The organism is Candidatus Ponderosibacter sp. Uisw_141_02 (assembly GCF_048087665.1).
Classification (GTDB): domain Bacteria; phylum Pseudomonadota; class Alphaproteobacteria; order Puniceispirillales; family Puniceispirillaceae; genus UBA3439.
In genome coordinates this window covers 612,205-638,261 of record NZ_CP159807.1, presented here as the reverse complement: position 1 = coordinate 638,261, position 26,057 = coordinate 612,205, and the positions used below count along the sequence as shown (strand labels likewise).

General features: G+C 51.5%; 33 protein-coding genes and 1 other RNA gene. 20 read left to right on the top strand and 14 right to left on the bottom strand.

The genetic code is table 11. From position 1 onward, the window contains the following. Positions 1-51: 51 nt before the first annotated feature. The gene (locus ABXT40_RS03195) at positions 52-528 is read right to left on the bottom strand and encodes a DUF2938 family protein (RefSeq protein WP_443646398.1); all 477 of its coding nucleotides are present in this window, start codon (positions 526-528) and stop codon (positions 52-54) included. A gap of 268 nt (positions 529-796) precedes the next feature. On the opposite strand from ABXT40_RS03195, the gene ABXT40_RS03190 reads away from it, so the two are divergent. The 5 genes from ABXT40_RS03190 to ABXT40_RS03170 all read left to right on the top strand — a co-directional run bounded on the left by ABXT40_RS03190 (position 797) and on the right by ABXT40_RS03170 (position 3,385). Further along, positions 797-1,171 carry a helix-turn-helix domain-containing protein gene (locus ABXT40_RS03190; RefSeq protein WP_443646397.1) on the top strand — a complete coding sequence of 125 codons (375 nt, stop codon included), beginning with the start codon at positions 797-799 and terminating at the stop codon, positions 1,169-1,171. A 199-nt stretch (positions 1,172-1,370) separates the two neighbouring features. Further along, positions 1,371-2,078, top strand: a complete 708-nt coding sequence (locus ABXT40_RS03185; protein ID WP_443646396.1) for an SDR family oxidoreductase — start codon at positions 1,371-1,373, stop codon at positions 2,076-2,078. Positions 2,079-2,144: 66 nt separating this feature from the next. Beyond that, entirely contained in the window at positions 2,145-2,369 is a 225-nt protein-coding gene (locus tag ABXT40_RS03180) for a hypothetical protein (protein ID WP_443646395.1), read from the top strand. A gap of 190 nt (positions 2,370-2,559) precedes the next feature. Beyond that, positions 2,560-3,105 carry a hypothetical protein gene (locus tag ABXT40_RS03175; RefSeq protein WP_443646394.1) on the top strand — a complete coding sequence of 182 codons (546 nt, stop codon included), beginning with the start codon at positions 2,560-2,562 and terminating at the stop codon, positions 3,103-3,105. Beyond that, entirely contained in the window at positions 3,098-3,385 is a 288-nt protein-coding gene (locus ABXT40_RS03170) for a hypothetical protein (protein ID WP_443646393.1), read from the top strand. Before ABXT40_RS03175 ends, ABXT40_RS03170 begins: the two co-directional genes overlap by 8 nt. A gap of 73 nt (positions 3,386-3,458) precedes the next feature. Here the strand turns inward: ABXT40_RS03170 and ABXT40_RS03165 are convergent, their stop codons facing one another. Together ABXT40_RS03165 and ABXT40_RS03160 are read right to left on the bottom strand one after the other, a co-directional pair. After that, complete coding sequence (locus ABXT40_RS03165; protein ID WP_443646392.1) at positions 3,459-3,620, bottom strand: hypothetical protein; 162 nt, start codon at positions 3,618-3,620, stop codon at positions 3,459-3,461. Positions 3,621-3,795: 175 nt separating this feature from the next. After that, positions 3,796-4,725 carry a glutathione S-transferase family protein gene (locus tag ABXT40_RS03160; protein ID WP_443646391.1) on the bottom strand — a complete coding sequence of 310 codons (930 nt, stop codon included), beginning with the start codon at positions 4,723-4,725 and terminating at the stop codon, positions 3,796-3,798. Positions 4,726-4,978: 253 nt separating this feature from the next. On the opposite strand from ABXT40_RS03160, the gene comD reads away from it, so the two are divergent. The 3 genes from comD to ABXT40_RS03145 are packed head-to-tail and all read left to right on the top strand — an operon-like array spanning position 4,979 to position 6,675. Beyond that, positions 4,979-5,476 (top strand): sulfopyruvate decarboxylase subunit alpha, encoded by a 498-nt coding sequence (comD, locus tag ABXT40_RS03155; RefSeq protein ID WP_443646390.1) that lies wholly within the window; start codon positions 4,979-4,981, stop codon positions 5,474-5,476. A gap of 3 nt (positions 5,477-5,479) precedes the next feature. Further along, positions 5,480-6,043, top strand: a complete 564-nt coding sequence (gene comE, locus ABXT40_RS03150) for a sulfopyruvate decarboxylase subunit beta (protein ID WP_443646389.1) — start codon at positions 5,480-5,482, stop codon at positions 6,041-6,043. 2 nt (positions 6,044-6,045) lie between these two features. Beyond that, positions 6,046-6,675: a histidine phosphatase family protein gene (locus ABXT40_RS03145; protein WP_443646388.1), complete on the top strand. Its 630-nt coding sequence runs from the start codon at positions 6,046-6,048 to the stop codon at positions 6,673-6,675. A 35-nt stretch (positions 6,676-6,710) separates the two neighbouring features. Here ABXT40_RS03145 and ABXT40_RS03140 read toward each other — a convergent pair whose 3' ends face one another. The 5 genes from ABXT40_RS03140 to ABXT40_RS03120 all read right to left on the bottom strand — a co-directional run bounded on the left by ABXT40_RS03140 (position 6,711) and on the right by ABXT40_RS03120 (position 11,414). Beyond that, positions 6,711-8,021: a DUF3422 family protein gene (locus ABXT40_RS03140; protein ID WP_443646387.1), complete on the bottom strand. Its 1,311-nt coding sequence runs from the start codon at positions 8,019-8,021 to the stop codon at positions 6,711-6,713. A 103-nt stretch (positions 8,022-8,124) separates the two neighbouring features. Next, a complete protein-coding gene (locus ABXT40_RS03135; protein WP_443646386.1) occupies positions 8,125-8,967 on the bottom strand; it encodes an EamA family transporter in 843 nt (280 codons plus the stop codon). A gap of 147 nt (positions 8,968-9,114) precedes the next feature. After that, positions 9,115-9,675 carry a glutathione peroxidase gene (locus ABXT40_RS03130; protein ID WP_443646385.1) on the bottom strand — a complete coding sequence of 187 codons (561 nt, stop codon included), beginning with the start codon at positions 9,673-9,675 and terminating at the stop codon, positions 9,115-9,117. 363 nt (positions 9,676-10,038) lie between these two features. Then, complete coding sequence (locus ABXT40_RS03125; protein WP_443646384.1) at positions 10,039-10,413, bottom strand: rhodanese-like domain-containing protein; 375 nt, start codon at positions 10,411-10,413, stop codon at positions 10,039-10,041. Between the two features lie 107 nt (positions 10,414-10,520). Next, complete coding sequence (locus tag ABXT40_RS03120; RefSeq protein ID WP_443646383.1) at positions 10,521-11,414, bottom strand: homocysteine S-methyltransferase family protein; 894 nt, start codon at positions 11,412-11,414, stop codon at positions 10,521-10,523. Between the two features lie 286 nt (positions 11,415-11,700). Between ABXT40_RS03120 and ABXT40_RS03115 the strand changes: the two genes are divergently transcribed. Beyond that, the gene (locus tag ABXT40_RS03115) at positions 11,701-11,979 is read left to right on the top strand and encodes a hypothetical protein (protein WP_443646382.1); all 279 of its coding nucleotides are present in this window, start codon (positions 11,701-11,703) and stop codon (positions 11,977-11,979) included. Here the strand turns inward: ABXT40_RS03115 and ABXT40_RS03110 are convergent. Genes ABXT40_RS03110 through ABXT40_RS03095 form a run of 4 tightly spaced genes read right to left on the bottom strand, consistent with a single transcriptional unit; the run spans position 11,976 to position 13,545 of the window. Then, a complete protein-coding gene (locus tag ABXT40_RS03110; protein ID WP_443646381.1) occupies positions 11,976-12,152 on the bottom strand; it encodes a hypothetical protein in 177 nt (58 codons plus the stop codon). The genes ABXT40_RS03115 and ABXT40_RS03110 overlap by 4 nt on opposite strands. A 24-nt stretch (positions 12,153-12,176) precedes the next feature. Continuing rightward, the gene (locus ABXT40_RS03105; RefSeq protein ID WP_443646380.1) at positions 12,177-12,374 is read right to left on the bottom strand and encodes a hypothetical protein; all 198 of its coding nucleotides are present in this window, start codon (positions 12,372-12,374) and stop codon (positions 12,177-12,179) included. Positions 12,375-12,424: 50 nt separating this feature from the next. Further along, positions 12,425-12,817: a DUF2237 family protein gene (locus ABXT40_RS03100; RefSeq protein ID WP_443646379.1), complete on the bottom strand. Its 393-nt coding sequence runs from the start codon at positions 12,815-12,817 to the stop codon at positions 12,425-12,427. A 2-nt stretch (positions 12,818-12,819) separates the two neighbouring features. Beyond that, positions 12,820-13,545: a lysophospholipid acyltransferase family protein gene (locus ABXT40_RS03095; protein ID WP_443646378.1), complete on the bottom strand. Its 726-nt coding sequence runs from the start codon at positions 13,543-13,545 to the stop codon at positions 12,820-12,822. 145 nt (positions 13,546-13,690) lie between these two features. On the opposite strand from ABXT40_RS03095, the gene ABXT40_RS03090 reads away from it, so the two are divergent. Beyond that, a complete protein-coding gene (locus tag ABXT40_RS03090; RefSeq protein ID WP_443646377.1) occupies positions 13,691-14,047 on the top strand; it encodes a hypothetical protein in 357 nt (118 codons plus the stop codon). A 12-nt stretch (positions 14,048-14,059) separates the two neighbouring features. On the opposite strand, the gene ABXT40_RS03085 is transcribed toward ABXT40_RS03090, so the two are convergent. Next, the gene (locus ABXT40_RS03085; protein WP_443646376.1) at positions 14,060-14,380 is read right to left on the bottom strand and encodes a sulfurtransferase TusA family protein; all 321 of its coding nucleotides are present in this window, start codon (positions 14,378-14,380) and stop codon (positions 14,060-14,062) included. Between the two features lie 41 nt (positions 14,381-14,421). Here ABXT40_RS03085 and ABXT40_RS03080 point away from each other — a divergent pair, with 41 nt between their 5' ends. Together ABXT40_RS03080 and ABXT40_RS03075 are read left to right on the top strand one after the other, a co-directional pair. Next, a complete protein-coding gene (locus ABXT40_RS03080) occupies positions 14,422-15,189 on the top strand; it encodes a TerB family tellurite resistance protein (protein WP_443646375.1) in 768 nt (255 codons plus the stop codon). An 18-nt stretch (positions 15,190-15,207) separates the two neighbouring features. Continuing rightward, entirely contained in the window at positions 15,208-17,082 is a 1,875-nt protein-coding gene (locus ABXT40_RS03075) for an ABC-F family ATP-binding cassette domain-containing protein (RefSeq protein ID WP_443646374.1), read from the top strand. A 99-nt stretch (positions 17,083-17,181) separates the two neighbouring features. On the opposite strand, the gene ABXT40_RS03070 is transcribed toward ABXT40_RS03075, so the two are convergent. Further along, positions 17,182-17,400 carry a hypothetical protein gene (locus tag ABXT40_RS03070; protein WP_443646373.1) on the bottom strand — a complete coding sequence of 73 codons (219 nt, stop codon included), beginning with the start codon at positions 17,398-17,400 and terminating at the stop codon, positions 17,182-17,184. Between the two features lie 202 nt (positions 17,401-17,602). On the opposite strand from ABXT40_RS03070, the gene rnpB reads away from it, so the two are divergent. The 8 genes from rnpB to mraY all read left to right on the top strand — a co-directional run bounded on the left by rnpB (position 17,603) and on the right by mraY (position 26,056). After that, an RNA gene (gene rnpB / locus ABXT40_RS03065) (RNase P RNA component class A) lies at positions 17,603-17,987 on the top strand. Positions 17,988-18,498: 511 nt separating this feature from the next. Then, positions 18,499-18,978, top strand: coding sequence for a division/cell wall cluster transcriptional repressor MraZ (locus ABXT40_RS03060; protein WP_443646372.1), 480 nt, complete (start codon positions 18,499-18,501; stop codon positions 18,976-18,978). Next, entirely contained in the window at positions 18,978-20,000 is a 1,023-nt protein-coding gene (gene rsmH / locus ABXT40_RS03055) for a 16S rRNA (cytosine(1402)-N(4))-methyltransferase RsmH (RefSeq protein WP_443646371.1), read from the top strand. Before ABXT40_RS03060 ends, rsmH begins: the two co-directional genes overlap by 1 nt. Then, on the top strand, positions 19,991-20,338 hold the full coding sequence (gene ftsL, locus ABXT40_RS03050) for a cell division protein FtsL (protein ID WP_443646370.1): 348 nt from the start codon (positions 19,991-19,993) through the stop codon (positions 20,336-20,338). The genes rsmH and ftsL overlap by 10 nt, the downstream gene beginning before the upstream one ends. Beyond that, positions 20,335-22,044, top strand: a complete 1,710-nt coding sequence (locus ABXT40_RS03045; protein WP_443646369.1) for a peptidoglycan D,D-transpeptidase FtsI family protein — start codon at positions 20,335-20,337, stop codon at positions 22,042-22,044. The genes ftsL and ABXT40_RS03045 overlap by 4 nt, the downstream gene beginning before the upstream one ends. Continuing rightward, on the top strand, positions 22,031-23,539 hold the full coding sequence (locus ABXT40_RS03040) for a UDP-N-acetylmuramoyl-L-alanyl-D-glutamate--2,6-diaminopimelate ligase (RefSeq protein WP_443646368.1): 1,509 nt from the start codon (positions 22,031-22,033) through the stop codon (positions 23,537-23,539). Before ABXT40_RS03045 ends, ABXT40_RS03040 begins: the two co-directional genes overlap by 14 nt. Next, entirely contained in the window at positions 23,536-24,978 is a 1,443-nt protein-coding gene (locus tag ABXT40_RS03035; RefSeq protein WP_443646367.1) for a UDP-N-acetylmuramoyl-tripeptide--D-alanyl-D-alanine ligase, read from the top strand. Before ABXT40_RS03040 ends, ABXT40_RS03035 begins: the two co-directional genes overlap by 4 nt. Continuing rightward, positions 24,968-26,056 (top strand): phospho-N-acetylmuramoyl-pentapeptide-transferase, encoded by a 1,089-nt coding sequence (gene mraY, locus ABXT40_RS03030; RefSeq protein WP_443646366.1) that lies wholly within the window; start codon positions 24,968-24,970, stop codon positions 26,054-26,056. Before ABXT40_RS03035 ends, mraY begins: the two co-directional genes overlap by 11 nt. Position 26,057 lies beyond the last annotated feature (1 nt).

Below are 26,057 nucleotides of genomic sequence, written 5' to 3'. Positions count from 1 at the left end.
TCCAGCCGGTTGATAATGAATCATTGTAAGGGAAATCTGCGCCAAGCGCCCCTAGCCAGCGAAAACCGCAAAGCCGAGCCCAATCGACACGCCAAAAAGCGAATGCATCATCAAGGCTAATGCGCAAACCAATGGCGGGTTTGGAGCTAAACGCGCTAACATACCTTTGCCAAGACAAGGTAGAAAAAAGAACCACGGCACCGCCACGCTTATCACGCCAAAAATCAAGCCATCAATCAACCCTGCCTGCAAAATAGTGGCATGCATAAGCCACGCATAAACGGCCGCATACCCAATCGCGACGCTGTAATGAACAAGCCAGCCAACCGCTAGTTCATTTTTTCGATCAGCTTGAGATTCAAGATCACGGGCGATTAATTGACCACCGGTCATTAAGCCAAGGCTCCATCGCCCCACCATCGCCCAGTTGCTTGGCGGAATCGCTGTCATCTTTTGAAACACACGCTGCCAGAGATCGAAAATGGCACAGGCAACAATGCCAACAATTAGAATTTGAACAACAAGCATTTCAGATATGCCTCACTGACGAAAACAATAAATCGCGCCATCGCCAGACCGGCCAGAACACGATAAGGGATTGATGTTTGTCCAGAACATGGCTTGCGTCAATCGCTGATCAATCATCATCGCTGCCCCACAAATCCATTGCCGCAAATTTACCGCTAAGGGTTGATCGGCATCCTTGGCTCGGGTTAGGCTTGGGATATCGATTTTTACTCGGCAGGTCGCTTTTCGCAAGTCGCTTTGCCCTTTCATCCCACCGAGGCCCATTATCATGCCACACAGAACTATTTTCCACGAAAATGAGGAAGACACCACCCTTGGCGGGCGCATTTCAATGGCACGCGAAGCATCGGGATTAAGTGTTGCCGATGTTGTCAAACGCCTTGGCGTGCGAGCAAACACCTATGAAGCATGGGAAGCAGACCGATCTGAACCACGGGCAAACAAGCTTGTTGCGCTTGCTGGTATTTTGAATATTTCACCGCCTTATTTGCTAAGCGGGCTTGGCAAACAGCCGCCAAAATCAGCCCTGCCTGAACGCCAGATCGCCCAGTTAAAAACCCAGGTTGAACAGCTGGAACAAAGCCTGAAAACAGCTACCGCCAGCCTTCGCCAAATCAAAAAGATGGTTAACAAAATGAAATAACCATTTTGCCATGATTGCGCGCAGCGGCGATGATACATCCGCCAATTTCAAATGAAAGCCGCTATATTACGGGTAAGTTGGCGCAACAAATTCGTCAAAAGCACTGATAGGCGGCATTATCATATTGCTGGTGACGGGCAAAATGCTCTAGCTTGGCGTCTTCAGATTTACTGTTGATTATAAAGGATCGAAAGACATTATGGATATTGCAGGTAAAAAAGCCATCGTTCTTGGCGGCACATCAGGTATTGGCCTTGCGACAAGTCTTATGCTTGTTGAAAAAGGCGCAGATGTTGTTGCGGTAAGCCGTGACCCAAGCAAAGCTGGTAATGTTCCGGCTGGCATTCGCCTTGCCGCGCTAGACAGCCGTGACAGTGAGGCGGTCGAAGCCTTTTTCAATGCTGAAGGTGATATCGACATTCTGGTCAATTCAGCCACCGGCGGTTCACGTGCCTTTGGCCCATTCATGGAAATGGATATGAAAGGCTTTCAAGGCTCGTTTGACAAGCTATGGGGCTATGCCAATGTTCTGCGCTATGGCGCATCGCATGTTTGCGATCATGGAAGCATCGTTCTTGTTAGCGGCAGTCCTGCCCGCAAACCAAAGCCCGGGCAGATTGCCCTATCGGCTGTTGGTGGCGCTGTTGAAGCCTTGGCGCGTGCCATCGCCGCCGAAATCGCACCAAAGCGGGTGAATGTGGTTTCACCGGGCATTATCGACACGCCAATGGTGGCGTTGAGTGGTGAAGATCGCGCCAAACATTACCAGAATGTCACAAAAACCCATCTGGTAGACCGCGCTGGCCATCCTGCCGAAGTGGCACAAGCCATTATCTTTGCGATCGAGAATGATTTTATCACTGGCACCACAATTGACGTCGATGGTGGCTGGCTCGTCGCACAATAGGACAGCACAAACCGAACAAACATTGTTCCAACACCGCGCACCATTAAAGCAAGAAGATCATTCATCATGGATAGGCAAAAATGGCTTGAATGGACAGGTGTTGGAACAGCAATTCTATATTCAATGCTGATTGCGTTAAATATCGGCGCGGAATTTATCGGCTTCCTGCTTTTGTTTCTGTCGGCAGGTTTGATTGGCCTGTGGGCTCATTTCGGCAAGCACCGTGGCATCATGCTTCTTCAGCTATTTTACGCTTCAGCAGGGCTAATTGGCATGTTTCGTTGGTTTTAATTGAATAAATCAGGCCAAGCGCCCTTGGCTTGCCGCGATCAGACCATTACAATTAATCTAATGTTAATAGCCCGAGATTGGCCGGCACCGTTGCGTGTATTTTCCGGCATTTTATCTAATTTTACTTCAGTATGAGATTTATAAAGACCCCATGAACCCGCATTTTTCAAAATTCTTCTCGCATTGGTTTGTGCTTATTTTTCTTGCTTATCTTGGCTTGGCTGCGTTTCAAATTCTGATCATCATGCCGATTGAAACGGTGATGGTGGAACGCAATGTTGCTGTCGTCAGCCTTTTGTACCTACCCCATGCGGTAAGGGTGCTAGGAGCATGGATGGTTGGGCCAAAATCGATTTTGGCGCTTATTCCCGCCTCGATCTGCGTCTATTTTGTGACGCGCCCCGAAACTGGCTCATTGACACAGGCAGATTTTATCATTCCGATGGTTGGTGCATTATGCGCACCGGTTGCGTTCGAGTTGATGCGTTTTGTCCGGATTGATGTTTACCCGAGATTAACTGGCGTGATTAGCTGGCGAACGCTGGTTTTTGCCGGACTTTTAAGTTCGATTATCAACTCCTTTTTCTCAACCCTATTTCTTGAAGGTCGGTTTCCGATTGAGGATACTTTTAATGTGCTAACGCGTTTCATTATTGGTGATGTTATGGGACTTGTGGTAGTATTGTTCGTATTAGTCGGGTTGTTAAAAGTGTTTAGGAGATTTGCAAGTGTCTAGCCGCCTCGTGTTTGCACGATTGCTTGAAACCATTACCGACATGGAAAAAGACGTTGGCTTGGCTGATTTTACCGCAAATGAACAGCAAGTCTATGCAGCTGTTGTACTACTATCAAATGATACTAACGAACCAGTATCAATCCATGATATCCGATCGCATTATCTGGTTCGTAACATTCCGATGCCAACGGTTTACCGGTCATTCAACCGGCTGATTAGCGCAGAAAAGATCATCCATATTGGTGGTGAGCGGTCAGGGCTTTATGCCATTACCGCCTAGCGGAATGTAACAGCTTTTATCGGGTCATAACCCAAATAGATCATCATTTGGTCATTGGATGACCACGTCAAAATCACAAAATGCCAATCGTTAAAATAGCACCGACAGTCGCACCCGCCATGATCCACATCGCGATCAATGGCATCCTTCCCTTTAGGGTCGGCGACTTGGTAAATAATGCCTGATCGGTAAAAGCCTTAATTTCGGCTTCATTCAGCGATGTTGATTGTCGCATCAAATATCCCCATGAGCATTATATGGCCGATAGGGTGCTTTCCGCCCCATTCAATTTGCAGAATGGGGCCGGTTAATTCTTTTATCCAAATCAGTGCAGTAGAATTGCCAGATAAGTGCGCCGTGAAATTCTATCTTAGCCTTGCGTTTCTATCCCGGATTGAACATCGGATAGATCAGTCAATTGGCGTCACGACATAACCGACAACCGGAAAATGCACAGCAATATCACCAACCTGTTCATGGTTATGATCAATCGAAATGCGCATGCCATCACAATAGCGAAGCGTGCCAACAACATCAGGATCGGCGGTTTCACCCTTTGGCCGAATCATCACTCTCTGGCCAATGGCAAGGCTGCTGGCACCGTCAATAATGCCGATTGGCGATTGCGGCTTGGCAGCCTTGGCAATGGCAAGCGCGGCCTCGGCGTCCAAATCTTGCGGCTGACCATCACCAAGCTGGTCAAGCGCAGCCTCAAGCACGCACAAAGCCGGGTAATTCGCCAGCAACGCCGCACCGCCATCCCATCGTCCACGCAGGAACCAGCAAATATAGCCAATCGCCGCATCGCCATAACAAGGCTGATGCCCCGCAAGATAAACGCCCTCTGTTGCGCCAAGATGCGCCTCAACAAAGCCAAGTGACGCCCGCAATTCATGCATCACCGATGGTAGAGTTGCCCGCAGGCTGGCTTCGGTCCAGTTCGACTCAAAATACAGCGATCCGCGATCACGGATAAACTCTTCAGGCACCTTGCCAAGCGCATGCGTTAGGACAAGCCTTACCGACAGATCAAAAAGCGTGGTTTCGGCCCAATTGCTGATCATCATAGCCAAGCCATAAGTTTGATCGGGAAACAGACAACACGGCGCGCCTGATTGATCAATGGCATGCGCAATATTCTGGCTGTCACAATAAATATCAGCTCCAATCTGCAACACTGGCGTACGCCGATAACCGGCGGTCAGCGGCACCAAAAGCGGCTTTGGCGGCAAACGTGGAATTTCTACCGACTGCCAGCTTGCACCGGTAATGCGAAGCGCCATTCGCACCTTATGGGCAACCGGCGATTGCGGGTAATGATGAAGGATCAGTGATGTCATGTCGGCATATCCCTTTCGGGTTAGATATGTGATGGCAGAAACCTGCCCTTCGATCGGTCAAAACTAGCGCAAAGTCTCAAGAAATACATCTTTTTAGACCGCCTGTCGCAAAGCAAAAATTTGCGCTTTGTATTGCCGAAACTTTATGTTTTACTCCGCCTAATCGGAAGATATCTCCAGTCCTAAAAATCAAATTTGCGGTGCCCCTACAGCAACGTCTTAGTGAAAATGAGCCAGAAAGAGTGCTGCTCCCATGTCGATAAACCAAAAAATTGTTAATGATTTTATTAAGAATAGAATCGAATTTGTGACCACTGTGCCATGTAAACAGCTCGCTGGCGTCATTGACGAGATCGAAGCTTCGAAAGACATTTATCATATTCCGTCAAACAAGGAAGATGAAGGGATGGGGCTTTGCGCTGGTGCCTATATGGGCGGCAAGCGCTCGGCAATCATTATGCAGAATACAGCGATTGGTGTCACCATTAACACGCTTGTGACTTTGATCCAATATTACAATATTCCGCTGCCGATGCTGATCAGCTATCGCGGTGAAATTGGCGAGCCGGTTGCCTGTCAGGTCGAAATGGCGGTTCATACAAAGGCATTGTTGAACCAGTTGAATATTCCAACCTACCATTTCCATACACAAAGCGACGCTGACGAGCTGAACGCTATTCTAAACCACAGCTTTATGGCGAAAAAGCCTGTTGCCATTCTTACCGATGCCAGCTTTTGGCAGGGAGCATAACCGATGATTAGAAGCGACGTCTTAAAAACACTGATCCCGATGATTTCTGATCAATTGGTTGTCTCTAACATCGGCTTGCCATCCCAAGAATTGCATCTGCTTGATGACCAGCCAACCAATTTCTACATGCTTGGCACAATGGGTCTTTCCTCATCAATCGGCCTTGGCCTTGCCCTCGCGCAAAAAGCCAAGGTGATTGCGATTGATGGCGATGGTTCGGTTCTGACCAATTTTGGGACATTGCCAACAATTGCCAATAATCCGGCTGATAATTTTATCCTGCTGATTATCGATAATGGCAGCTATGGCTCAACTGGTGATCAACCAACCTATGCTGGCATGAAAACATCGCTTGCCAAAGTTGCTGAGGCTTGCGGTTGTGAAAATGTTGTTGAATGTTCGGCCGAAGATACCGCAGCGGCGGTTCAAAAGGCGCTTGACGGTGACAAGATGACCATCATTGTCAGCAAATGCGAGTCAGGCAATATCAAGGTACCTGTCATTGACATGGATGCACCGGTTATCCGCCATCGCTTTATGGCCGAAGTCAGCCGGCGTAACGCATAAATATGACCGATCAGCCCGCCAGCATAAAATGCCAATCAAAGCTGTCTTTGCGCCACTGTTTCATGGTGATTTTGCGGTTTGGAAAGCTGGCGGCGCTTTTATCTATTTTGCTTTTGGCGGTCAATCTGCCAGTGCGGGCTGATGATGGCCGGTTTGACGGCACGGTCATTTTCCTGCGTCATGCCTTGGCACCTGGCAATGGCGATCCAGCCAATTTCAATCTGAAAGATTGCCAGACCCAGCGCAATCTTGACGAAACCGGACGCATGCAGGCACGCGGCATTGGCAAACGAATCGCCGCTGCCAATCTTAATCTAGCGGGTGTTTATTCCAGCGAATGGTGCCGCTGTCTTGAAACCGCGCTTTTGCTGGATCTAGGCCCTGTCACCCCGTTTAGCGGGCTGAATTCATTTTATGAAAACCATGCCCCGCGCGATGCAACCTTGGCCAAGCTTCAAGCCAAACTGGACAGTCTGCCCCGTGACGGCGCGCCGGTTATTATGGTAACGCATTATGTAACCATTCAGGCCATCGCCAATATCGCGGTACCGTCAGGCGGTGCGGTGCTGTTTGATCTTGCCACAGGCTATGCACGCGAGTTGTCATTATTGGCTTTTTCCCCTGCCCACTAGCACTCACCAACTAATATCTGCCAATAAGCCCGCGCCTAGCTGGCTGAGCGATCTGTCGCGCCAGCGGCAATATCTTTGACCCGCCGGATGGTGGCCCAGACTAAAAAGGCAATCACCGGCACCGACACGGCCTTGATATAGGTCAGTGACAATCCCCATTCGGCAATTGGCAGGCTGACAGCAACATAGCCAACAAGCCCAACCCCGTAATAGGTAACCGCAGCAATCGACAGGCGTTCAACCATCTGCTGAAGCCGAAGCTGATGCTTGGCGCGTTCATCCATTGATTTCAGCAAATCTCGATTTTGGCGTTGAATGACCAATTCAGTTTGGGTGCGCAGCAATTCACCAGCGCGGCTGATCCGCCGCGACAGGCTCGCAAGCCGTTCAGAAAATGCCGAACAGCTTTGCATCGCGGGTGCCATTCGCCGATCGAGAAAGCCGCGAACGCCCTGAAAACCCGGTAGGCGCGTCATCTGCATCCGGTCAAGGCGCGACGCCAGAATATTTAGATAGGCCGTTGTCGCCGCCAATCGGTATGAAGTTTTGGAATAGATGTCTTCGACTTCGGCGGCCTGCGACGACAAAACCGACAACAAGGCCTGAACCTTGCCGTCGGGAAGCTTGATCTGCTCGGCAAGGTCATTGGTCAATGTGCTGACAACATCTTCGATTAGGCCAAGACGGCCCGAATATTCCTTGACCGTTGCCAATCCAAGCAATGCGAGCAACCGGTAGGTTTCAACCTCGACAACGCGTTGCACAACACGCCCCATCCGGGTCGCCTCAATCGAATGGTTAAAAATCACCACCCGCGAAAAACCGGCATCATCAATATCAAACGCAAAATGTACCTGTGCCGCATTATCACTGAACTGGTTTGCCGCCACCACGCGGCTTTGCAAAATCTCCAGCATGCGTGCCTGATCTAGACCGCGCAGTGGCTTGCCGCCAACCTCGACCCAGATTGCATGAAACAGCGGGGCTGGCGCATTTCGCGCCCAAGAAAAGGGCATATGTTCAAGCGCTGTTTCATCAAACGCATTCGTGGCTAGACCATTTTTTGCTCGCAAGCTTTTTTCGACAAAGCTGATTGACAGAAATTCAGTGTGGCGTTCAATGCGAAGTGCATAGCCAGCCATGTCATGGCGACGGAATTTTTCGCCTGCATCAATCGGGGCTAGGCCCTCGGCAGATAGGAATTTATTGATATAGGCAAGAATTTTGCTGTCATCACCGCCAACCAGAAAAACAAAGCGGATAAATCGGCCTGCACCATCAAAATCGTGAAACGCACGCGCATGTAATTCGTCTGATAAAACGCGGCGAAGGGCATATTCCTGCATACGAAAAAATCCTAAAAACTAACTTCCCTGTTCCAGACTGCGTTTTTCGGCGCAAACTGTCCAGCCCCAAAGCCCGAACCTGCGGCGAAATGCGCCAACGCTATCAGGCCATCCGCAAAACAATAACTCCGCTGAAAATCGTCAAGATGATGCCGGCTTTAAACCATGTCATTTTTTCTTTCAAGAACAGAACTCCAAGTGCCAACGCAAACAGAACCGAGGTCTCGCGAAGCGATGACACCACGGCAACAGGCGCCGACAGACAAGCCCAAAGCACCGCAACATAAGCAAAATAAGACGCCGCCCCGCCAATCACAAAAGTGCGTGGCGCATCGCGATACATGCGCGTCAAAACCGTTGGATGAAACCGTGCCAGATACAATCCTAATAAAACCGCATTGGACGTGGTCGATGCGCCATAATAGCTGATTGCACTTTGCGTCAAGCGCGTGCCAGCTGCATCAACAATCGAATAGCTGGCAATAAAACAGCCCGTGATTACCGCCAAAACAATTCCGGTAACGCCAACCGCCTTGTTGCGATGTTGAACAATGCCAAAGGTCATGATCGCCCCCGACACCATGATCACGCCAATCACCTCCATTGGATTTAAAACACCCGGAACAGTGATCATGGTAAACAGGGTAATCAACAGCGGCGATGCCCCGCGAGCAACCGGATAAATCTGCGTCAGCTCGCCAAAACGATAGGCATTTAACAAAAATACCTGATAGCCAAGATGCAACACCGCACTTGCCATCACATAAGGCCATGCGCCTTCGGGCGGCAGGCCAGTATAGAAAAGGCCAATAAAAGCCAGCGGCAGATGGCCAAACATAACCGCCGCCATGCCAAGCGCCTTGTCATGCGTACCACGAACCAGAAAATTCCAAAAGGCGTGCAAAAAGGCCGCGCCAAGCACCACAAGAACAATGCTGATGTCCATAAACAGCCCAACCCTCTGCCTTTTGCGGCTTTTGCGCCCGCGCCCATTATTGGAATAACAACGCGTCAAACACCATCACGCCGGAAATATCAGCGTAAATCTAGCACATAAAGTCAGCGGGAAGAACGAAATAGGTCGGTCAGATGATCACTTGGCAAGCGCAGTTTCAATGGCCTTGCGAAGACGACCACTTTTTGGGCCAGTAGTCGAGGTAAACCAATCAACCAAATCGCCATTACCATCAATCACATGTTTGTGGAAATTCCAGCGCGGCACGGCAAGACCGCCATGCGCATCGGCAACCCATTTATAATAGGGATGTGCGTTTGGGCCTTTGACATGAACAATATCGGCCATTGGGAAATCAATACCGTAATTCAACGTGCAGAATTCCTTGACCTGTTTGGCATCATCCAATTCTTGGCCGCCAAAATCATCGCTTGGCACACCAAGAACGACAAGCCCCTTATCCTTATATTCCGTCCACAGGCTTTGCAGCCCTTCATATTGGCCGGTAAAGCCACACATCGACGCGGTATTAACCAGCAAAACCACTTTGCCACGATATGTTGCCAAGGGCAGATCACCGCCATCAATGCTAGTAAAACTAAAATCATGGGCAGTAGCAGCAGCGGCAGGCATGATGCCACCTTTCAGCATAAATAGGGCAAGAAGCAATAAAAAACGATGGATAAGTTTGCGTGTCATGGAGCGATAAATGGTGATCATATTTCCCAAGTGCAAGCCCCTCGGCATCATCATCCCGCAAAAACCTAGTGACAGGCGATGATTTTGTTCCTAGGCTTATTCCCATAGTTGCAACAAATTGAAAAGGAGGTGATCTGATGTCTAGTGATAAACGGTTTGGTTCGAAGGACTTGGTTTCTGTTTGGCGGGCTGAGGAGCAGCCTTCTGGGTCCGCATAGATCAGAAATTGACGGGCATTTCCCCGTAGAACAGGTCTTTTGATGACCTATCACGAAAAGGGGGGCCAAAACCCCCCTTTTTTTCTGCCTTCGCGTTGTGCCAACAGATTTTGATTATTGGCTTTTCGGACGCTCGCCCAAAGCCTTAGGCTTCAGACTTGCCACCAGCGGCAATCCAATCGGAAATGCCGCCAACATTACACACATTCTGATATCCCATTTCCTTTAGCGTCTTGCCAGCCAGCGCGGCCTGTCCACCAGCACCGCAAACAAGAACGATATCGGCATCTTTGCTGAGGCTTGCATTGAAATAGGGCAGGTTTTCATCAGCCGCAAATTCCAGAAATCCGCGTGGAATCCGAAGCGCACCAGCGATCGTGCCGCTTTTGGCAATATCGCCGCTATCGCGAACATCAATGAACAGGCTGTTACCAGCACCATGTTTGGCAATGCCATCAGCGGCGGAGATACGCGGAACGACGGCATTGGCTTCTTGGAGGAATTGTTTGGCATCTTTCATGGGTCGGCCTTTCAGTTTCAATTGTTTCAGGTTTGTTTCTCGCAAAATTATAAGCTTTGTCTGGTTGGTCTGGCAAATCGCAAAAAAACACTGCCAATGGCAATATGCTAGCCAATTAGACGGGTTTTCACCTCGCGCAAATGATCGGGCGAGATACCGCAACAGCCGCCAATAATATCAGCGCCCGATGCCGCCCATTTCACCGCATAATCAGCATAGGAAGACGGCGTTATATCTCCGCGAAGATCATGCAGGGTGGCATTTGCCCCGCTATATGTTTTTTCGATCAAAGGAAAGGCATTGGCCAAAACTCCGACAAGCGGCGGCATGACCTTACCAGCAAAATGCGTAACCACGGTCCGTATTGCATCATCCATCACTTCAGGCTGGCTGCAATTAAACAAAACAGCCGATGGCGGCGCCTCATCAATCGCTGCCAATAAATCGGTCAATGGCTCGCCTGACCGCAATTGCGGCGTTCCAGCAACCGGGTTGGCATCCTCCAATGTGAGTGACAGCCAAACAGGCTTGTCACAATCAGCAAATACCGCCAGAAAACATATAGCTTCGGCAATCGAGCTATGGGTTTCAGCCATAAAAAAATCGGCATAGGGGTCAAGCTTTTGGCGAAACAGTCCAATCATCTCGGTGGCGCGGCCAGCGTCAAATTTATCGGGCTGATATGATCCAAACATTGGCGGCACACCGGCGGCGACCTGTACCGGATGCGGTGCGGCATCGGCGGCATCACGCGCCAATTGGCCAGCCAAATCTAGCAAGGCACCAGCCTGATCGCGAAACAAATCCTCGCCAATATGAAATGGCACAACAGCATAGCTGTTGGTGGTGATGATTGTGGCACCGGACTCAATAAAGGCATCATGCGCGGCGCGCACAAATTCCGGCCCATCCATCAGCGCCAACGCCGACCATTCCGGCTGGCGAAACGGCGCGCCCATTGCCTTTAGTTGGCGACCGAGCCCCCCATCAAGAATAATCATATGCGTACCTTTTCTTAACAATGATAGGCTAGCCACAACGTGATCTTTGCTATGACAAGTGATCGACAAGAATAACCTAACGCTAATCGATCGATCCGTCATGATGTTTTCGTGCCACTGCTGGCCGTTACATCATATCGGAATAATGATCGCCAATTTGTTTTGGAGCAACCCAAATTATCTCGGGATTACTAAGTATGACCGCGGCCAAGCCACCCGATTACATGAACTGACGGCAACGCTTTTCGACCTTGAAGAAACCTGATTGTTTGGCGGGTTGTCCTATATGATGCATGGCCAGATCTGCTTTGCCTTATGGGATGATTATCTGGTCATCCGTATTGGCAATGAAAGCGCCAGCATGCTTGTCGCGGGTGATCCCCATGCGCGCCTGTTTGATCTGAATGGTAAAACCATGAAGGGGTGGGTGATGATTGCCACTGATGCGCTTAGTGAAGATGAAGATTTACAGAATTATATCGATATGGCGATGTTATCCACCTGCACATTGCCTCCAAAAACCGCAAAACAGACACCAAAAAGAACGCGGCGCAAAGCTGATTAATTTAGGGTAAACCCGCACATTGCCGCAATCTGGCGAACAGTCTCGCTATTGCGAACCGCAAAAGGCAAAATCGCCACCGCCAACAGCACCATGCCAAGCCAAATCAACCATACCGAACGATCGGCGGGACGAACCAGCTTTTGGTCATTATTCTGCTGATCAATTTGGGTCATCAAAATCCTTATCTCGGCTTGTTGCTAGCTTTGCATGACAAATTCAAGGCCCGATTGGCTGCCAACATAAAGGCCCGGTTTTTTCATATAAAGCGAGATCAGCAAACCGCCTTGATCAAGCGCAACATCGACACGGTTGCCCTGAATCCGCACAATTTTGCCCTTGGCCACCTTATCGGTTTCGATACAGGTCAAATCCACTTGTTTGTCTAAGCTTAACATGGGCTGTTATCCTTTTCCATTTGTGAAATCTGACCCGCCGGAATTCCCGATTAATTCAAGTCAATTGCATGCGCTTTCAAATCATCAAGCTGGCACACGGCAAGTGTTACCTGATTGGTGGCGGCAAGCCGAACCTTTGGTGCCTTGCCATCGGCCCGCGCCTGTTCCCACCGCGCCGCGCATAAACACCATTGATCACCCGCTTTCAAACCGGGGAACCCGAATTCGGGATGCGGCGTTGACAGATCATTGCCAGCGGCTTTGCTGTATTCAAGAAACGCATCGGTCATAATTGCGCATACGGTATGTAGCCCGCGGTCAGATGGCCCTGTATTGCAACAGCCATCGCGGAAATATCCGGTAACCGGATCATGCGAGCAGCTGGTTAGAGGGCTGCCAAGAACATTCATTTGCCCTTGCGGGCGACCGGCTGATCCATCCATTTTTATGCCTTTTCCTGATTTTTTATAAATGGCGCATCAAGAATTTCCATACGATCCTCAATACGCTGTTTAAGGGTTGCCATAAAGCTTTTTCGGTCAAGCCCGGGGTCAATTGGATCGAGAAATTCAACCGTTACAAGCCCCGGATATTTCATCCAGCTATTGCGCGGCCAAACATGACCCGAACTCAAGGCCACTGGCACAACCGGCAATCCGGTTGCCTCATATAGCGCGAAAACACCAATCTCGTATGGTTGATCAACACCGGGTGCAATGCGGGTTCCTTGCGGGAAAATCAGCATTGACCGGCCTTTGGCGGCAAGCGTCTTACCGGCAAGGCGCATATCGCGAAGTGCCTTCATGCCAGCCGAACGATCAACCGGAATACAGCCGGTTTTCAAAAAGAACCAGCCAATAATCGGCAAGCGCAACAATTCCCGTTTTAGCACAAAGGCTGGTGCTGATAACAGCCAGCTTAGAATGATCGTTTCCCATGCCGATTGATGCTTGACCGCATATAGAACCTGCCGATCAAGATGGCGGTTGCCATGAACCGATTGTTTGATGCCAATCATCGCCAGCAACAAGTAAGTCATATAGCCCCAAAAACGGGCAACAGCCCGCGCAAAGCGCGATGGCAACAGCAGCACCGGCCCCATGACAATCACCAAGATACCGGTGCCAACATAGAACAAGCTGTTAAAAACAAGAGATTTCAGATAAACCATGGGCGGATGTTAGGCACAAACCGGTCTGGCTTCAATAGCCAAAACACCGAAAAAACCGCAAAATAATCCAGCCTGAACTGCTGGTTTTGATTGATCATGGATTTGGCCGCATAGGAGGCCGACCTGCCAAAAAGGAACGCATTTGATGTCGCCGCCAACAAATCAGGATCATGTCTGGCAAAACCGCGCCGAAATGGTGCTTGCCTCAGCCACAAGCCTAGGCCGGATTGTAACCTATGCCGAAATGGCCGACGCGGCTGATATTCCGGCACCACAACGTATTCATAAATTGACCCTATGGCTTGAGGCGACCATGCGGCAAGATCATGCCGCTGGCCAGCCACTGCGGGCGGCATTGGTCATATCACGCAATCGAAACGGACTTCCCGCACCCGGGTTTTTTCTTCTTTGTCAGGAACTTGGGCTTTATCAAGGCGGCGAAACCGGTGCTGATGCGGCGCAGTTTCATCAAACCATACTTGCCGCGCTGATGCCGCGCTAGGCTGATCGGCTGCTAGGCAAGTGCCTTGGCGATACGCATGGTAAACACACCGTCCTTTGCCACGCTTTCCAGCAGGTCATGCCCACCAGTTTGGCAAAAATGATCAAAATCCAATGGCGCAGCTGGATCATCGGCAATCACCACCAAAATACCACCGGCAGGCATCTGGCCGATTTGACGGCGCGCCTTTAGCACCGGCAACGGACATTTCAGGCCGGTCAGGTCCATGGTGATCAATCCGGCATCATCACCGCTAATTGGCATCTCTTGCGTGTTTTTTGTGTCATCCATAGGCGCACCATAAATCCAGCCAAAGCGAATTGCCAGCCCCATTTTTGCGAATTCGCCTTGTTGGGTTTTCCCAGCAGAATCACGTGATAAATCTTGCCTTTCGCACCCGTTGCCAGCTAGATAAGGCCATGAGCATTTGGGGCATCATTATTGGCGGCACTGCGGGGTTTGCCCTTGGCGGGCCGATTGGCGGATTGCTTGGCGCGGCGGCTGGTCATGCGGTCGAGTCCAAATTTGTGCCATCGCGCCCTGACCCGCAAGCCACAAAGCGTGTTGCCTTTACCGTTGCGGTGATCGCGCTTTCGGCAAAAATGGCCAAGGCCGATGGCATTGTGACACGTGATGAAATTACCGCTTTTCGCGCGCGTGTCCATATCCCGCCATCCGAAGTAAAACAAGTTGGCCGTTTTTGGGATTTGGCGCGCCAGACACCTGACGGGTTTGAAGATTACGCCAAACAAGTGGCACGGCTGTTTGTGCCGCACGCGCCAGTGCTGGAACAATTGCTTGATCTATTGTTTCACATTGCCAAGTCAGATGGTGACATCACCGGCCCCGAATTATCCTATCTGGCAACGGTTGCTAGGATTTTCGGCTTTGATGACGCCGATTTTGACCGGCTTTTAGCGCTGCATCAGTCAAATGGCCCCTCGCCCTATGAAATTTTAGGGGTAACAAGTGACATTGATGATCAGGCACTTCGCCAACATTGGAAACATCTGGCACGAACCCATCACCCCGACACTTTGACCGCCGATGGCATGCCCGAAGAATTCATCGCCGCCGCGAATGACCGGCTGGCCAATATCAATGCGGCCTATGATGCCATTGCCCGCCAGCGCGGCCTGTAACCGGTCAGGATAGATATTATGGCACCCCCTCTTTTGACCATTGCCGATGCTGGCGTCAATCTTGGCGACCGATGGCTGCTTCGTGGTGCCGATCTATCACTTCATGCTGGCGACCGGCTGGCGCTTGTTGGGCCGAATGGTGCCGGAAAATCAACCTTGATGAAACTTCTTGCTGGCCAAGGCGAGATGGATGAAGGCACGCTATGGATGTCGCCTGGTGCCGAAATTGCCTATTTGCCACAAGCCCCGCAAATTCCGCCGGGTATGAGCCTTCGCGCGCTTGTCACCGCCGGCATGGAAGATACTAAAATTGGTCATAAAGCCGATGCCATGTTAATGCGCATGGGGCTTGATCCGCTGCGGATGAGTGACGGACTGTCAGGCGGCGAGACGCGGCGCGTATCTTTGGCACGCGCGCTTTACACCAAGCCCGATATCCTGCTTCTTGATGAGCCGACCAACCATATGGATTTGCCAACCATTGAATGGATGGAAGATATGCTTCGCCAGCATCGCGGGGCGCTTTTGGTGGTCAGTCACGACCGCGCCTTTTTGCGCAATCTTGGCACTGGCATCATCTGGCTTCATGGCAGCAAGCTGCGCCGCCGTGATGGGCATTTTGACGAATTTGAGGCATGGTCAGATGGCATTCTTGCGGATGAGGCGGTGGTGCTTCACAAGATGGATCGCCGTATCGCCAGCGAAACTAAATGGTCGCGCGAAGGCATTTCGGCAAGACGCAAACGCAATCAAGGGCGGCTTCGCGAACTTGCTTGCATGCGCGCTGAACGCGCCAAGGCTGGCGGGCTTACGCAACGCAGCATGCGCATGGAAACCGGCCCTGCTGATGGCGGCGGTCAATTGGTTCTAGAAGCGATTGACCTTTGCGCCAGCGTGCCAATCACCCAGCATAGTGCCAACAAAGATGAAACCAGTACCATACCCGAACAACGCCGGCAATTGCTGCAACATTTCAATTTGCTAGTACGGCGAACCGACCGGATTGGCATTGTCGGGCCGAATGGCGTTGGCAAATCAACGCTGGTGCGATTGCTGCTGGATATCACCAAACCCGATAGTGGGCGCGTGCGCCAAGGGTTTGGCCTGATACCTGCCTATTTTGACCAACGCCGCGAAGCGCTCGACCGCGATCAATCGCCATGGACAATCCTTAGTGAAGGCGGAAGCGATATGATCGAAGTTGCCGGTCAAAGCAAACATGTTACCAGCTATCTTCGTGATTTCATGTTTGATGATGTGAAAATGACCCAGCGTGTTTCCACCCTGTCAGGCGGCGAGCAAAACCGGCTGTTGCTTGCCAAGCTATTTGCCCAGACCCATAATTTTTTGGTTCTTGATGAGCCAACGAATGATCTGGACATTGAAACGCTGGAATTGCTGCAAGAAGTGATTGCCGATTATGACGGTACGGTTTTGATCGTTAGCCATGACCGCGATTTTCTGGATCGCACCGTCACCGGCATTCTGGCTTTTGAAGGCGACGCAAAGATTGTTGCCCATGCCGGCGGCTATTCCGATTATCTGGCGCGCAAAAAAGCCGCTGAAGCACGCCAGATAGAAAAATCAGACCGCAAGAAACCAAAAAAATCAGCATCCGAAAACCCCAAAACCAACCGGCCTGCCCGCCTGAGTTTCCGGGACAAGCACCGGCTTGATACTTTGCCTGATGAAATTGCCGCGATTGACGCCGAAATCGCCACGATTGAAACCAAACTGGCGGTGCCTGACCTTTTTCAAAATGATCCCGACCTTTTTAACCGGCTGGTGGACATGCTTGCCGCGCAAAAAGACAGCAAGGATCAGAAGGAAATGGAATGGCTGGAAGCAGCCGAAAAGGCCGAGGCCTTGGAACAAGGCGGCCATCAAGACTAGGCCATCAAGACTCGGCAGGGCAGCGCGAGAGGCGGTTTTTGCCATGTGATGATTCTCGCCGAAACCACCGATCAAATGGCCTACAAAAGATGATTGGGTCTAGCCATTTTGATGCGCCAAAGCCTGCTCACCAAGATGGATCAGGAAAAAACCGCTGGCGGTGATAAATAGCCCTACAAATCCAATCAGCAAACTGCGCTGGTGAGGCCAATGCCATTCAGATCGCAAGCTGAAATAGGCCCCAACAAGCAGTACCGCAATCGCATAACGGAAAAACAGCAACGTAAAAGTACCCGATAGCGGCAAACAATAATTCATCTGCGCCGATGATCCGCCTTGTGCGCGCCGCCGGGTGCATATTTGCCTTCTCCCCAATTTACTGTTTCAAGACAAACATCATTAATCATGCTGACAAAGGCGAAATGGCACGGCCGGTGCGGAAAGCGATATTCTGCGTCATATATTCACGCCAAGCCCCATATTGACGTCATGCCCCGCCGCGCCCTATAGTCCGGCGCTGTCAGATGGTCGGGTGACTGCTGCCCCAGTTCGCAAGAGATGGGGGAGAGGAAAGTCCGGGCTCCACAGGATCAGGATGCCGGGTAACGCCCGGCGGGGGCAACCCTAGGGAAAGTGCCACAGAAAAGATACCGCCATGGCGTGCCATGGTAAGGGTGAAATGGTGCGGTAAGAGCGCACCGCCGGTCTGGCAACAGAACGGGCATGGTAAACCCCATCCGGAGCAAAACCATATAGGGACATGGGAACGGCTTGTTCGTTCAGATGCGGTCCTGCATCATGTCCGGGTAGGTTGCTTGAAGTGGCTGGTAACAGCCGTTCTAGATGAATAGTCGCCAATGCTGGTAACAGCATTACAGAACCCGGCTTACAGACCATCTGACAGTTTTTCGCAACATTCAATGCCACTTCGACACTCATTGAAGCAAATGGCCCAAAGCCATGCTGACGGTTATTTTATGCCATTATGTGCCGGTAAATCCCACTAAATGCCGGACTCTCATTTAATATGTCACTCTATATTTAGCGTGTGATTCCCAGAATCACCTTACAGCCATCGGGTTGAGACATGCTTTCCAGAAAACAGAACAAAAGCAGAACATAATTATATCAAAATGATATATATTGTTATGATTCAGTGGGTTGCTGAATATTCCTTATTTTTAATATTAACTCACTGAAAAGATTAGCTTTTCCCAAAAAGAACAGGTTAAAACCCATTGACGTCCATTAATTCCCATGATATCCCATAATATCCCAGTTTTGGATTTCCTTGCGGGTTTTGGCGTCTCTCCCTAGCCAAACCCGCTGAAACTCTCAGAAAAACTGGGCCGGGCGGTTTTGGCAACCTTGGTCCCGGATTGGTCGGCACGGGGATGAATAGGAGCTTTGGGTATCGTGGATTTATTTCTATCCACATTTGAGCATCGTATAGATAAGAAGGGGCGCCTGTCCGTGCCGGCTCCTTTTCGGTCTGTGCTTGAGCGCCGCCGTGACCCGCTTTATCTGTTTAAGTCACTCACCGAACCATGCCTTGAGGGCTGTGGGCCCGAGCGCATTGGCCAGATCGTTGACGCGATCGATTCAATGGACAGCCTGTCAGCCGAAGTCGCCACATTGCAAACCATGCTGTCAAGCGCGCAGGAAATGAAGCTTGATTCCGAAGGTCGCATCATGCTGAACGCTGATTTCATGGCCTTTGCCGAATTGAATGATGCCGCGCTTTATGCCGGTATTGGCCGGTCTTTTCAAATTTGGCTACCTGATCGCTATCGCGGTCGTGAAGCCGAAGCGCGCGCCCGCGCCAAAACCAATGGCTTGCCAAGCCTTCGCCTCAGCCGAACCAACCCAAACCCCTCTAACAGCGGGGGTAGCTGATGTCTGGACAGATGCTTCACCAATCTGTTCTGTTAAACGAGGTGGTGGATGCGCTTGGCCCGCAAAATGGCGGTTGCTACCTTGATGCAACCTTTGGCAATGGCGGCTATAGCCGCGCCATTCTTGACACTGCTAGCTGCACCCTTCTTGCCATTGATCGTGATCCCGATGCGATTGCCCGTGGCGCGCCAATGCTTGCCGAATATGACGGCCGGTTTCATCTTGCCGAAGGTTGTTTTTCGGATATGACCACACTGTTGCAGGCGCAATTAACCGACTTTGACGGGCTGGATGGTGCTGCCTTTGATCTTGGCGTTTGCTCAACCCAGCTTGACCAGCCCGAGCGCGGCTTTTCATTTCGCGCCGATGGCCCGCTTGACATGCGCATGTCAAAATCAGGGCAAAGTGCCGCCGATATTGTCATGCAAACCGACGAAGCCGATCTGGCACGCATCTTCTGGGAATATGGCGAAGAAAAAGCATCACGCCGCATCGCCAAGGCCATTTGCCGTGTCCGCGAAGAAACCGACATTACCAGCACCAGTCAATTGGCCGCCATTATCCATAGCGTTATGCCAGCCAAACGACCCGGCCAGATTGATCCGGCAACGCGCAGTTTTCAGGCCTTGCGGATTTTCGTCAATCGCGAACTTTACGAATTGACGGCTGGGCTTGAGGCGGTTGAACGCCTTCTGCGCCCAGGCGGTATTTTGGCGGTGGTTTCTTTTCATTCGCTTGAAGACCGTATCGTCAAACGCTTTTTGGCAAGCCGCGGCCAGCACGCATCGAGGCCATCACGGCACAGGCCGGTGATTGACGGCCCTGCGCCCAGCTTCGAAATTCTGAGCCGCAAGGCCATTCTGCCAATTGAAGATGAACGTAATCAAAACAGCCGCGCACGGTCAGCCAAATTACGCATTGCGCGCCGCACCGTCGCGCCGCCTCTTGGCATGGCCGCCGCGCCCACTTCGACTGCAAACCAAGCCATAAGATCCCAAAAGGAGACATCGCAATGCGGCTAATTCTGCTAAGCGCGCTAATCTTGGTTGGATTGGGAACCACCCTCTATCAGGTCAAAACCGGCATTGACGAACGTCAGGATTGGTTGCAGCAGCTTGAGCTTCGCATTGCCAACACCAAACGCGATATCGCCGTTCTCGAGGCCGAATGGGCCTATCTGTCACGCCCCGAACGGGTGATGACGCTTTCGGGCGATCTGTTGCAGATGACGCCAATCGGACAAGACCGGATTTTGCCGCTTGATGCCATTCCGATGCGCATTGAATTTGACCAAACCGGCCTCAAGAAAATCATTTTTGACCCTGCAATTCAGCCTCAAAAGAAAGATCAGGCCGAATGACTGCGCCGCTGCAGAAATTACGGCAGCTGATTTTGCCGCCACGACCCGATCCGGCACGGTCGCGCCGTATCGCTGAAGGGCGTTTGATGATTGGCTGTCTTGTTGCCTTTGGGATTTTCATCACCATTGGCGTGCGGATCGTTGGTCTTGCGGATGCCAGCGCCAGCACCCGTCTTGCCCAAAGCGCCGCCGCCATCACCACCGAACGCGGCCGCATCCTTGACCGCAAGGGCCGGCTACTGGCTGGTAATCTGCCAATTACCGTTCTTCACGCTGACCCCAGCGAAATTATGGATGCGCGCGATGCGGCTGCCAAATTGGCCCCCTTGTTGAACCAGCATGACCGTGCCAGCCTGATCAAATTACTGACCAAGAAAACGCGCTATGTCGAGCTTGACCGGCAATTGCCGCCAAAGCGTCATGCGCAAATTCTACAACTGGGGATTCCGGGAGTTTATTTCGCCAAGGGCGCGGTTCGCGTCTATCCGCGCGAACATGCTGCGGCGCATATTCTTGGTCATGTCGATACTGACAATATTGGCATTGCCGGAATCGAAAAGTCACTGAACGCCAAGCTGGCAGCAGGCGAAGATGTCACCTTGTCAATTGATCTTGGCTTGCAGGCGGTGATCCGGCGCGAAATTCAACAGCAGATTGACAAGTTCGAAGCCATTGGCGGTGCGGGTATTTTGCTTGATATCAAAAGCGGTGAAATGCTGGCGGTCGCATCACTTCCCGATTTCAATCCTAATCAATTTGCGCTTGCCAGCGATGATATGCGTTTCAATCGCGCCACCAAAGGCCTGTATGAAATGGGGTCTACCTTCAAAGTGCTGAATACGGCCATCGCGCTCGAGTCTGGCGCGGCGACAACCAACCAGCGTTTTGAAGTGTCAAAACCAATGCGGGTCTCGCGCTTTACCATCACCGATTACCACCCGCATAACAAACCATTGAACGTGCCTGAAATTCTGATCTATTCGTCAAATATCGGATCAGCGAGAATGGCCGAGGCTATTGGCGCCGAAACCCAGCGTGCCTTTATGGACAAGCTTGGGCTGCTTGATCGGCTAGAGCTTGAACTGCCCGAAATCTCACGCCCACTCTCGCCAAAACGCTGGCACCGCACAACGACAGTTACCCTTTCCTATGGGCATGGCATTTCAATTTCACCAGCCCATCTTGCCAGCGCGGTTGCCGCCGCATCAGGCAATGGTCACTGGATTCAGCCAACCTTGCTAAAACGCCAGACCGGTGACAGCCCCTTGCGCCTGCGCGTCTTTTCCGAGCAAACAGCGCTTGCCGTGCGGTCAATGATGCGGCTGGTTATCTCGCATGAGGATGGTACCGGCAATTTTGCCGAAGCCCGCGGATATATGGTTGGCGGCAAAACCGGTACAGCCGAAAAAATTCAGGTTGGCGGCTATAATAAAAAGGCCAATCTTGCCACATTTGTTGCCACCTTCCCCGTGCATGACCCGCGCTATGTGATTGTCACTCTTGTTGACGAACCCAAAGGACAGAAGCATTCGCACGGTTATGCAACCGCTGGTTGGGTTGTCGCACCGGCCATTCGCCGGATTGTCGAACAGATTGCACCAATGCTTGGGGTTCTTCCTGTTGACGAAAAATCGCCGCTAATTCGCCAAAAACTGCTGCTTGACTTCACGATTGGTAATGAGGAGGCTACACTTGCATCTTACTGATCTATGTCATGGTCTGATCGACATCCCCGATCAAACCGGTGCCATTATGGTGACCGGTCTTGCGGTTGATTCAAAGCGCGTTTCTGCTGGCAATCTGTTTTTTGCGTTTGCTGGCAGCCATCGTGATGGTCGTGACTTTATTGGTGATGCAATCAAGGCTGGCGCGGCGGCGATTGTAACCGGCATGGCACCACTGGCAAATGACATTGCCAAGCTGGCGCAACAGGCGGCAATCCCAATCCTGCAATACGAAAACCCACGCCGCATCATGGCCAAAATGGCCGCCATTCACTGGCCATCACAACCTGGCATGGTTGCCGCTGTTACCGGCACAAATGGCAAAACATCGACCACCGAATTTTTGCGCCAGCTATGGCAGCGCGCCACATGGCAAGCCATTGCGGTTGGCACGCTTGGCATCACCGGCACCGATATGATCAAATCGGATGGGGCGCTGTTAAGCCTGCCACCCCTGACCACACCGGACAGCATCAGCCTTCACGCAACATTGGCACCCCTGACCAAGGCCGGTGTCACGCATCTCGCACTTGAGGCAAGCAGTCACGGCCTTGAACAGCATCGTCTGGATGGGCTGAATATCCATATTGCCGCCTTTACCAATCTTAGCCGTGACCATCTTGACCATCATATTGATATGGGTCGTTATTTTGCCGCAAAACGCCGGCTATTTACCGATCTTCTTAGCGAAGGCGGCGCGGCCATCATCAATCTTGACGATCATCATAGCGCGGCCATCATCGACAGTTTGCAAGACCGTGCCATTGTTATCAAAACCTTTGGCTATGCTGAAGATGCTGATTTCCGCATCCTATCCATCACCCCATCGGGTGATGGTCTTGATATGAAGGTCGTCTATCAAGATCAGACATGGGATATTCCGCTGGCACTTTCCGGCACGTTTCAGGCGATCAATGCCCTGACTGCCGCGGTTATGGCGCATTTTGGTGGTTTGCCGCTTCATGATGCGCTTGGTGCTTTGCCATATCTAAAAGCCGCACCGGGCCGCATGCAAACAATTCATGGTCATCCCGCAGGGGCGCGTGTCGTTGTTGATTATGCGCATACGCCTGATGCGCTTGCAGCAGCGCTTAGCGCTTTGCGCCCCGAGGCTAGTGGCAAGCTTGTTGTGCTTTTTGGCTGTGGCGGCGACCGTGATCCGGGCAAGCGCGCAATGATGGGCAAGGTTGCCTGTAAAATTGCTGATGAGATCATCATCACCGATGACAATCCACGAAGCGAAGATCCTGCCAGCATTCGTAGTGCCATTTTGCAATCTTGTGATAAGGCCACCGAAATTGTGCCGCGCGACAAAGCAATTGCCAGCGCGCTAGGCAATCTTGTTGCTGGCGATGTTTTGCTGATTGCTGGCAAGGGTCATGAAACCGGCCAATTGATTGGCAATGAAACCTTGCCATTTGACGATGCGTCAGTTGCAAATAACAAAATCCGAACCATGCGGGAGGCCTTGCAATGACGGCACCGCTGTGGATTTGTGACGATTTGCTTGCCGGGTGCAGCGGCGCATTATTTGACCCGGCTTTTGCGTGCAGTTTGGTTTCAAACATTGAAATTGATAGCCGTCATTGCAAATCGGGTGATTTGTTCGTCGCGCTTGTTGGTGACAAGCAAGATGGGCATGATTTTATCACCAAGGCCGCCGATGCTGGCGCGGCGGCGTGTCTTGTTAGTCGTCCAAACGCTGATGCCCCGATTGCGCAGATCATTGTCGATGATCCGCTTGACGCGCTGGCGCGTCTTGGGCGGGCTGGCCGAAACCGCTTTGCCGGCAAAATGATTGGCATCACGGGTTCGGTTGGCAAAACCGGCAGCAAAGATATGTTGGCGCATGCTCTTGCCGCTTTTGGAAAAACCCATGCTAGCCAGCGCAGCTTTAACAACCATATTGGCGTGCCAATCACCCTTGCCACACTTGCCGCTGATTGCGATTTTGCCGTTCAGGAAATGGGCATGAATTCAGCCGGCGAAATTGCCGCCTTGGCCGCGCTGGCGCGCCCCGACATTGCGTTGATTACGCGGATTGCCAGCACGCATGGCGGCTTTTTTGACAGCCTTGATGATATCGCCAAAGCCAAGGCCGAAATTTTCCAAGGCTTGCAAGCTGGCGGAACAGCCATCTTGAATATTGACGATCCGTTTTATGACCAGCTTGCCAGCGCGGCAACCACAGCAGGCGCAGGGCGCATTATCAGTTTTGGCCGCAAGGATGATGCCGAATTTTGTCTTCTTGAGGCACGCCAGCATGACGATGGCATGACAGTCCATGCCGAAATTGCGGGGCGTGAATTGCGCTTTGAAATGCAAATGCATGGCATCCATTGGGCGCAAAATGCGCTTGGCGTTCTGGCCTGTATCGACGCGCTTGGCTTGTCGGTTGATGACGCGGCGGTGCGGCTTGCCAGCTGTCCAACACCAAAGGGGCGCGGCGGGCGTTTATCTGGCCGCTATCATGATTGCAAAATCACGCTGATTGATGACAGCTATAATGCCAGCCCAGCATCGATGGCCGCTGCCTTTGCCAGCATGACAGCAACAGCGCCAACAGTCATGATTCTCAGCGAAATGCGCGAATTGGGCGATGCCACCGCAACCGAACATGCTGCGCTGATGCCGCAAATCAATGGCCTGTCGCCACGGCTTGTCATTGCCTTGGGATCGGTCATGCATGATGCGCTTGGTGGACTGGATGACGCCATTTCCGCCATCGCCGCACCTGATACCAAATCCGCAGTGCAGATACTCGAAAATGCCGTTGAAGATGGTGACATCATCTTTATCAAAGGATCATTTGGGTCGGGATCATGGCGCGTTCGCGATGCCATTCTTGCAAATTTCGAAACCGCATCATCACCCGATACATCATCCAAGAATGGAGGGAACAGCCATGCTGCCTGACCTGCTTGTTCCTCTATCTGATCATTTTCAGCCCTTTAACCTGTTCCGCTATATTACCTTCCGGACAGGTGGGGCGACAATTACAGCCCTGTTGATTGCCCTGATCTGCGGGCCGGCCTTTATCCGCTGGCTTAAAACGCATCAGGCCGAGGGTCAGCCAATCCGTGATGATGGGCCACAATCACATCTTCTTACCAAAATTGGCACGCCAACAATGGGCGGGTTGCTGATCCTAATTGCCTTTGCCGTTTCGACACTTTTATGGATGCCGCTATCCAACCCCTATTTATGGCCGGTTCTTCTAATCGCGCTCAGCTTTGGTGCGATTGGCAGCCTTGATGATTGGATGAAACTGCGCAAACGGTCGCATAATGGCATGTCGGCACGCATGAAAATGCTGTTACAGCTTGTGATCGCCTTTTTCGCCACTTTAATTTTCATCGAATTATCCCCAGAACAGCTTCGTTATGGCGTTGCCGTTCCATTTTTCAAAGACACGTTGTTCACCATGGGGATGTTTTATGTGCCGTTTGCAATGATGGTTATCGTTGGCGCGTCAAATGCGGTGAATCTCACCGATGGTTTGGATGGGCTTGCCATTGTGCCGGTGATGATCGTCGCGGGCTGTTTTGCGCTGATCGCCTATCTTGCCGGAAATTATAATTTCGCCACCTATCTTCAGATCAATTTTGTTCCCGGTACGGGAGATCTGGCGGTGATGTGCGGTGCTTTGATCGGTGCCGGTCTTGGCTTTTTATGGTTTAACGCCCCGCCTGCCCGGGTATTTATGGGCGATACCGGATCGCTTGCGCTTGGCGGCACGTTGGGCGCGATTGCGGTGGCGACCCGTCACGAGTTGGTGCTGGCCATTACGGGCGGCCTTTTCGTTGTTGAAACCTTGTCGGTTATCTTGCAGGTGGCCTCGTTCAAATTGACCGGCAAGCGGATTTTCCTGATGGCACCGCTGCATCATCATTTTGAGAAAAAAGGCTGGGCCGAGCCAACAATCGTCATTCGTTTCTGGATCATTGCAGTGGTACTGGCTGTGGCTGGCCTGTCATCGCTAAAGCTGCGTTAGG